Consider the following 6,423-nt stretch of genomic DNA (forward strand, 5'->3'; position numbering starts at 1 on the left):
TGAATAGGTGAGGTGAATGGTGGTAGGTGTGAGGTTTTTTCGCCTCCAACAGACAATTCCATCCTGACACCCGACACCCGACACCCGACACCCGACACCCTTGCTCAACCGAGCTTTCACCTTAAGTTGACACCAATGGATGGTATCGTGCCCCTACCGCATTTCAGAGATAATTGATTGGGTATGGGTACGGCATTGCCGTACCCTATGATAGTTAGCGATAACCTCTCAGTTTAATCAATAATCAACCTTCTGCCTTCTGCCTTCTGCTATATCGCGCCAGCGAATCACACCCAGGATTCAATCCACCATGATCTGTCGCCTCAACAGACTCATCATTTCTCCGGAAGCACCATAAGGAATCGGTGGACTCCATTCCCTCACCTCCGCAAACCGTAAGCGATGCAGCGTTTTGATAATGCTGTTGATCCCTTTACGGGAACCAATCACCATCACCTTAATAAATTCTTTCTGAGAAACCGGATCAGTAGAAGCCTGAATAGAAACCTCAGCAGAGGGCAATTGATTCCCATTCGGCACAAAGTACGCTTGCATTTGAGTTCACCTGATTTTGAGTTGCGACCGGATGACTATATTTATGTAGTCATTCTCATCATACACGATGGCTATATAAATGTAGTCATTTACTTGCTCGTAAGGCTCTGACACGATTAAGAGTATGGGAAGAGTCGGCAAAGCCCTTAAGCAGGTACTAGAGAATTACGACATCAGTCAGAACAAACTGGCGGTAGCGCTGGGAGTAAGACGTTCTGTGGTTTACCGTTGGTATCACGAACTTACAGATCCCACAGCCGAAACGGTTGCGGAAATTGCACAGGCACTCAAAAGCATTAATCCGAGTGCAGCAGCAGAATTTATCCGGTTGTATTTGGGTGAGTTCCTTGAGACGGAGGAGGATAGTTGAAGGGAAGCGACTAACGATGTCTGTGATTGGCATAACAGACGATAGCCGAGGTGATTATCGTCTGATTTTAACCTGAACCTATATCAGGGCACGATACCATCGTGCCCCTACCGCATCTCAGGGATAATTGATTGGGTAGGGGTACGGCATTGCCGTACCCTATGATTGCTCCGCACCCAGGTTTGTGCTTGTTGGATAGCTTGAGCAAGGGTGAAAATTCTGATTTCTCCATCTACAAGGCGGACAATCACGTCATCTCCCACCTCCAATCCCAGTTGATTGAAATACTCGGCTGGAATCGCAACTCTGCCACCTTTAGAAATTTTTGTTTTGACTTGTAGCATCTGACGTTTTTAGCGTGAGTTTACATATAATTTTACTATGATGATATGGCTCCTTACGTTACCTGGGAAACCTAATGCTTGCGATTGTTTGGATTATCCGTTTGCAGGATTGAATATTGATGTCCCGCCAACCTCGAACTATTCAACCTGGATACTGTTACCATATCACGCCAAATACCTTAGAGTGGGCAAAAGTAGCGAACAATAGCCTAAGCATTTGAGGTTTATAAATTTTGCTCACCCTACCTAACTATGAATTCGTATAAATGTAGTTTGTTAAGGGATTTTTACAGAAGACTATAATGTTTATATGTTACAGTCTACAAGTCGCACAAAGAGAAAAGAGATCCAATTAAAGTTTAATGGGTCTCTCATACCACCCCAGGTGTAAGACGGGAGGTATCCCTCCAAGTCTTTCTTGGGGTTAAATACGCCTCTCGACCTTCCTCTTCCGTATGCTAGCCATCCTATCTTCTCATAAAATCTCATCCAGTCTACACTACTCACACCACCATAACGACCGGGCTGAGAGGCAAATCGATCTAAAATAGACTTCTGCACGCTGAAACCAAACTTCCCACCCGATCGTTCTACCCAAAGCCTATCAAGAGAACTCAAATCTCGGCAGGAGATATTTTTGAAGTCAAAATCCTCCTCTATTACACCAGCAAGAATAATTAAATCATAGGTATTCTCATCAGCATATTTCCAGTTACCTGATTCCATAAAAAAGTCTATTTTTGCTAGAAAGTGACGTTTGAGCGATTCTTTAATCTGGGAATCATCTTCACCTGTTTCTGACAGCAATGCCATAAACTCACGATGTAGATTTTCAATAGCATTCGCAGAGATAATCGGTTGTTTCTGAGGCAGATACTGCGGGATAGGAATCTCGGTGTCTATATCAAAATTTGGCAATTTTTTCCAAGCCGCCTCCAGCCCATTAAAGGCTTGCCGATACGCCTCTATTGCCTTTTGCGTTTCTCCCTTTTCCCGATACCAACTGCCCTGCACTCGCTGCACATGGACACGAATTGACCATTGTTCAGGGGTCTCTCCAGTAATCTTTGACGGTAATAACTCCTGACTTCGTTGAATCGCTTGTTTAGCTTTACCTCGATACTCTTCAGCTTTTTCAGGCTGATCCAGTTCCTGATGCTTTTGACTCAGTTGCAAAGAGGCTAAAGAAATAGAGGCTTGCAGCATGGCTTGCTTCAGCGCCCGATTTTCCTCCTTTTCCAGAATTTCGTTAGTCGCCTGACTCGCTTGACTCCAGGCTTCTTGAGCATCATCAGAGAGTCCATTGTTGTGCAATTCTGCTGCTAGTTTCGAGAGCAGGGATACCGTCTCAATTTCTGTTTTAACCTTGTCTAAGGAGGCTTGAGTTTGTTCATAGTTTTCCTGAACAACGGCTAAATTATCTTTTGCTTCCCTTTGCTCCTTTTGTGCTATCGTCAGTTCTGTCTGTGCCTGCTTGAGTTCCTCTGCTTTCTGCTTTCCAGCTTGATTTAACTGTTGAATATTTTGCTCGGCTGCTTTAACCCGTTTTTGAGCTTCTCCTAGCTTTGCTTGAGCCTGTCGAGTTTGTTGAGCGGCTTGTTGCGCTTGTCGAGCTAATTGTTGGGACTGTTGACGGGAATTTTCCAGTTTTTTATTCGCTACAGCTAAAGCTTTTTGTGACGCTTCCACTTTCTGTGCTGCATCTTCAGCACTGTTCTGCATCCGTTTCTCGTTTTCTATCGCTTGTTCTTCTCGTTTCTGGGCATCTATCGTTCTTTTATTCGCTTCGGCTACCTGAGAGTTTGCCTTATCAACTTTGGAGTTAGCTTCGGCTACCTGAGAGTTTGCCTTATCAACCTTGGAGTTAGCTTCAATAACCTTATTTCCGGCGAGTACCCCTGAAATTACCGCCCCCAACACGGCAACAATTAGCACCACTCCACCAATACTAATCCGCCTTTTGGCTTGGCGATTCGCCTCAGCTAGAGCGATGTTTCTTTGTTCGGCGGCTTCTCTATCTTTCCGTTCCCGTTCTAATTCCGCTTCCCTTTCTGCTACCGCAATTTGCGCCTCAATTGCCTTCTTTTCACCAGCAGCAAGAAACTGCTGATCCAGATAACTTAAATTTTTTCCTTTTGCCCAAGCTTGCGCCTCTTGTAACACTTTACCCAGCAACAGAAAATCATCCTGATACCCAGAGGCTACCCACATTCTAAACGTCTCAGCGTAGGGGCGTAGATTCTTTAATTCTTGGTCAATCCAATTTTGATTAAAGACTTCGCGATAAATGGGATTGTAAGCCCTTAAACATCCTCCCTGCTTCACCACCAACCCCGCCAACTTTAATCGGGCTTCATCATCACTATTGGTGGCGGCGACTTCCCCATCCTGCCAAATCTGCCGATAGAGTTCTAGTAAATACCCTGCCCGTTGCTCATTGCTTAAAACGCGATCGCGGATTGTCCTGAGATGTTCTGGCTCATCCTGGGCTTCCCAGTTTTCCAGTATATGCGATCGCACTAACCTTTCGATTAATTCTGCCTCACTCCCAGACGCAATGGCAAAGGGAGACGTAATCACCAACTGACATAATTTTTGCGTCAGAAACGGTTGTCCCCCTGTCCAGTTTATAATCTCCCTGAGAACCCCTTGCGGATTCTCCGCCTTTCCTGCTAATCCCGGCGCTAAGGGTGACACTTCCGATAAGCCAAACCCCCGCAATTCAATCGCCCTACCAATATTAAACGGTGTGCGGGTTTTATCCTGAATTAAATCCGAAGGTGTCGCTACTCCCAACAAGGCAAATGTCAGGCGTTGATACTCTGAATTATCTGCCCGTTCGTTAAAACAAGCGCGAATCAGGGCAAAAAAATCGTCTTTTAGGTCTAACTTGAGAATACTATCGATTTCATCAATAAAAATAACAATCGGTTGGGAAATCTCGGCTAACAGTACCGTCTCGATAAACTCACCCAAACGCTGTGTCGGGGACAATCCCTCCCGTTCCTTCCACCATTTGATCACCTTAACTTTAATTCCCAAACTCCGCGCCAGTCGGCGAATTAAACCCAAATACCATTCCGAAGGGGCAATATTGTGACTCCCAATGGCGGTAATATCAATCACACCACAAGCAACACCCTCCCCTTGCAATCGCCGCATCGTTTGCACCCGCAAGCTAGATTTACCCATTTGGCGGGAATTGAGAACATAGCAGAATTCACCTGCTTTTAAGGCTTCATAGAAATCCTGATCCGCTTGGCGCACCACATAAGTGGGATGATCCTGTTTTAGACTCCCGCCGACTTGATAGCTGTAGTCTGGATAGGATACGGTACTCATCCTCAAATCCCCCGAAATGGTGTGTATCCGGTAATCCGTAGGGTGTCGTTAGCGCAGCGTAACGCACCACCTTTATTTTCTCCCAGAATTGGTGCATTCTGGCGTTAAATTATTTTATCCTAACAATTTCCCTTAAGATTCTTTCCCAAAATTGGTGCGTTACGGCGCTGAATGATTTAATCCTCACAATTCTCACTAAATAAGCGCCTAACGCACCCTACATTCCATTTCTGTAGGGGCGCACCGACGTGCGCCCTTGTACCACATCCGCTACCGTTCGTTGTTAATTGATACCAGCGTGTCGCTCCTACCCCATGTTTATAGCATCTTAAAACGAATGCGATCACCTTTATTATCTCCCCCAATTGGTGCGTTACGGCGCTGAATGATTTAATCCTCACAATTCTCACTAAATCAGCGCCTAATGCACCCTACATTGACTATCTGAAGTTGCCACCATCACCCCGCAAGAGCCAAAGAATTTAAGGTTGAAAGCGAAGGTTTTGGAGATCTCGGACTTGGGCAATCGTCTCAAAGTCCCGATCATTGTGAACCAGAAGCAAATCATTTTCCAGCGCTGCTTGAGCAATACAGCAATCGATTGGGCTGCGAATAGTCAATCCTTGACGACGCAGGTCATCGTAAATGCGTGCAGCCGCTTGCCAAGAAGAAGACGTGAGTTCAACGTAATCTTGTGCTTCAAGATAAGTAGAGAGAATTGTCCACTCTTGTTCGTTTAGGCTCCCTTGAAGCAGCTCAAGCTGAGTAAAGCGGGTGAGTAAAATCTCACGATCTGTGATTAACGTTTCAAGTTGCTGGCGTACTTGACCACTGCGATCGCGGAAGACGCTGATCCAAACGGATGTATCAATCAGCAGCATAGCGAGTTTCGCGCATAGCCTTGTGATCAAAATCAGGAATGAACTGAATTTGCCCTGCCAGATCAAGCAAATTTTTCTTGCGGCGAGAGCGTACTAGCTCTTGCAAAGCAAGGTTCAGTAACTCTTCTTGGGTAGTAAGCTTTGTTAATTTCAAAGCTTCGTTGAGCAGGGCTTCATCAAGGTTAAGAGTGACTTGCATAGGTTGCAGATAGGTTACAGTTTCGTAGGGTGCGTTAGCGTAGCGTAACGCACCGTCTTTTATTATCTCCCAGAATTGGTGATGAAACACTGGGTTCCCTTTCTTACATGAAACAAAAGCGAAGCATCCTTTGTCATCCCCCCTCTTCGTAGGGGGGAACGAGGGGGGTGGGAGAAGGGTTAGGGGATGAGGGTGAAGTACGAACGATTTAATCCCCCAAATTATCGCGGAAATAATTCCGATACAAATCACAGCGCGGAATGGCTTCATTCCCCTGTAACTGCACTAACCCCATACTGTCTAATTTAAACGCTAATTCTGCATCTAATTCCACGGACTTATTTTTAACCACCACCTGACGAAACGCTTCCTTTAACTTGGGATATTCCTTCAAATTCCACCAATGTCGCCGCAAATGATCGCTATAAATCCCCGCTTCTGTCGCCGCTGTTTCTGCTAACTCCCCTAACGTCACATCCTGACGCCGCAAATGATACAACGCCTTTTGCACTAAATAGGGATGTCCCCCGACTAACTGCGTTAATTCCTCAACCTGACTTGTTGTCCAATTCAGTCCATAACGTCCGGATAAATCGTAAGGATTCAGGGGTCGTGGAAATCCGATGAAGGGGGAAGGCTTCGCCTGGTTTTGGCTATGATGTCGAGTACAGCAGTTTGGCAGAGGCTCCCGGCTTGCCCCTTTTGCTCCGGCACGGGGAGAACTACCTGAGT

General features: G+C 45.8%; 7 protein-coding genes. 1 reads left to right on the forward strand and 6 read right to left on the reverse strand.

Annotated elements, in window-relative coordinates; translation table 11 throughout:
* Positions 1-300 precede the first annotated feature (300 nt).
* Entirely contained in the window at positions 301-555 is a 255-nt protein-coding gene (locus RIG66_RS15995; RefSeq protein WP_446379657.1) for a hypothetical protein, read from the reverse strand.
* Positions 556-679: 124 nt separating this feature from the next.
* Here RIG66_RS15995 and RIG66_RS16000 point away from each other — a divergent pair, with 124 nt between their 5' ends.
* Entirely contained in the window at positions 680-925 is a 246-nt protein-coding gene (locus RIG66_RS16000; protein ID WP_446379659.1) for a helix-turn-helix domain-containing protein, read from the forward strand.
* A gap of 107 nt (positions 926-1,032) precedes the next feature.
* Here RIG66_RS16000 and RIG66_RS16005 read toward each other — a convergent pair whose 3' ends face one another.
* The 5 genes from RIG66_RS16005 to RIG66_RS16025 all read right to left on the reverse strand — a co-directional run.
* Positions 1,033-1,269: an AbrB/MazE/SpoVT family DNA-binding domain-containing protein gene (locus RIG66_RS16005; protein ID WP_446379661.1), complete on the reverse strand. Its 237-nt coding sequence runs from the start codon at positions 1,267-1,269 to the stop codon at positions 1,033-1,035.
* A 306-nt stretch (positions 1,270-1,575) separates the two neighbouring features.
* On the reverse strand, positions 1,576-4,611 hold the full coding sequence (locus RIG66_RS16010; protein ID WP_446379663.1) for an AAA-like domain-containing protein: 3,036 nt from the start codon (positions 4,609-4,611) through the stop codon (positions 1,576-1,578).
* A gap of 482 nt (positions 4,612-5,093) precedes the next feature.
* Positions 5,094-5,492, reverse strand: a complete 399-nt coding sequence (vapC, locus tag RIG66_RS16015) for a type II toxin-antitoxin system VapC family toxin (protein ID WP_446379665.1) — start codon at positions 5,490-5,492, stop codon at positions 5,094-5,096.
* Positions 5,479-5,691 carry a type II toxin-antitoxin system VapB family antitoxin gene (locus RIG66_RS16020; protein WP_446379669.1) on the reverse strand — a complete coding sequence of 71 codons (213 nt, stop codon included), beginning with the start codon at positions 5,689-5,691 and terminating at the stop codon, positions 5,479-5,481. Before RIG66_RS16020 ends, vapC begins: the two co-directional genes overlap by 14 nt.
* A 208-nt stretch (positions 5,692-5,899) precedes the next feature.
* The coding region (locus tag RIG66_RS16025) for an AAA-like domain-containing protein (RefSeq protein ID WP_446379667.1) at positions 5,900-6,423 on the reverse strand (524 nt) is incomplete at its 5' end.

It is taken from the genome of Coleofasciculus sp. E2-BRE-01 (genome assembly GCF_040221695.1).
GTDB lineage: Bacteria > Cyanobacteriota > Cyanobacteriia > Cyanobacteriales > Coleofasciculaceae > Coleofasciculus.

Bases quoted from the DNA above. Each gene is read 5' to 3' on its own strand.
- RIG66_RS16000 (WP_446379659.1), top strand. From the start codon at position 680: ATGGGAAGAGTCGGCAAAGCCCTTAAGCAGGTACTAGAGAATTACGAC.
- RIG66_RS16010 (WP_446379663.1), bottom strand. From the start codon at position 4,611: ATGAGTACCGTATCCTATCCAGACTACAGCTATCAAGTCGGCGGGAGT.
- vapC (WP_446379665.1), bottom strand. From the start codon at position 5,492: ATGCTGCTGATTGATACATCCGTTTGGATCAGCGTCTTCCGCGATCGC.
- RIG66_RS16005 (WP_446379661.1), bottom strand. From the start codon at position 1,269: ATGCTACAAGTCAAAACAAAAATTTCTAAAGGTGGCAGAGTTGCGATT.
- RIG66_RS16020 (WP_446379669.1), bottom strand. From the start codon at position 5,691: ATGCAAGTCACTCTTAACCTTGATGAAGCCCTGCTCAACGAAGCTTTG.
- RIG66_RS15995 (WP_446379657.1), bottom strand. From the start codon at position 555: ATGCAAGCGTACTTTGTGCCGAATGGGAATCAATTGCCCTCTGCTGAG.